This is a genomic window from Curtobacterium sp. B8, assembly GCF_000333315.1.
GTDB classification, from domain to species: Bacteria; Actinomycetota; Actinomycetes; order Actinomycetales; family Microbacteriaceae; genus Curtobacterium; species Curtobacterium luteum.
The window spans coordinates 1-1,367 of sequence record NZ_BACW01000582.1 but is presented as its reverse complement, the minus strand read 5'-3'; the positions used below and the strand labels follow the sequence as shown (position 1 = coordinate 1,367).

2 protein-coding genes are annotated in these 1,367 nt (G+C 57.2%); both read right to left on the bottom strand.

The annotated features are described in order from the left end of the window. Positions 1 to 82: 82 nt before the first annotated feature. Entirely contained in the window at positions 83 to 451 is a 369-nt protein-coding gene (locus I59_RS22370; RefSeq protein WP_148286276.1) for a hypothetical protein, read from the bottom strand. Further along, a partial coding sequence (locus I59_RS21610) for a cutinase family protein (protein WP_148286275.1) occupies positions 448 to 1,367 on the bottom strand: 920 nt, incomplete at its 5' end. The genes I59_RS22370 and I59_RS21610, both read right to left, overlap by 4 nt.

Sequence of the window (1,367 nt, the reverse complement as noted above, 5' to 3'; positions counted from 1 at the left end):
GTCACTGCCGACCGGTGACGGTCGGTCTCCCCGCGTTTGTTCAGCGGGTGAATCGCTGGTCAGCACCCTGTNGGGCTGGCGTTCAAGGGACCGTCACCCTGAGGAATTCAATCGCTAGGAGCGTGACAAGAATCACCCCGACAAATGCACCCAGCGAAAACCACGCACCCCGGCGGCCGGTGCGATGTCGAAGTATGCCAAGAATGAGCCCTGCCACGACGACACCGAACCCGATAGCAAGAGATATAGCCATGCTCCCGTACCAGCCAACGCCGGAACACAGGACGCTTGACTTCTCTGCACAAGCCGCATAGACAGTCAAGTTATTGTCGAATACAACACCTGCGCCTACCACGGCCGCGAGCAAGCTCACAAAAAAGGTAACCCAGATCGTGACCAGGTCGCTAGTCGAACCCGATCGCTCTCGATTGCCGCTGGTCGATTTACTCATGCGAACTGCCTTAGCCATTTCTCCTCGTTAGTGGGAGTTGGTTCATTCCCATAGGAATTGTGAACCGGCAAAGACCACCCGTTGCGCTGGCAAAAAATATCATTAGAAAAGCACCAAGAGCGCACCAGAGTTACCCTCTTCCCCTTATTGTTCACTTTGATCCAGGTACTTACATTATTGTGAAACGCTACCAAGGGACCGTTGTCAGTGCCATTGCCCGGAGCGTCGTCTTTGTCCGAATTTTTGTAGGTAGGGTCGCCCGCGAGCACGGCACCGCGGAAATTAGCCACCGCTCTTTGCGAGAAGACCCTCTTGGCGATGGTGTTCTCCACGACGTGAGCTCCCTGTGAATGACCGCCAAGCCATAGCTTTGTGGACGAACAGCGACTCGCTACCGCGTTCACCTCGCTGGCAAGAGCCTGCACTCCTGCAGCTACGCTGTTCCAATATGCCGGCCCGACGACCCCGGACCATGTGGCGGGGTAATCGAGCGATTCAATGGTCGCATGTTGATCATTCTTGAGCTTTTGCGCGACCTGTTTCATCTCCCCGAGACCGCCGGAGGTGAAACCATGGCCCCACCGTGTACGCCCGGAGCCGGCCGGCTCGTTTGTGCCGCGCACCCCGATGAAAAGCCATGACGGACAGCCTGAAGCCGAGGAGTCTTGCGGTGAGGTCGCCTGCGTTGTCATTGGTGTGCCAGTAGAATCGGACAATGCCGGATCTGCAGTGGCAACGAAGGACCAGGTTGGAGAAAGGGTGTCCGAATCACCCGACCCGTCATTTAGCGCACCCTTGGCCTCTGCATGCCAGTAGTAAGTCTGGCCGTTGGTCAAAATCCCGTCGGTCAGCTCAAGCGGTCGAGCGGACCAGTCAGACTGCGCGACAATGCTCGATCCGTCCTGGTTCGCACTGA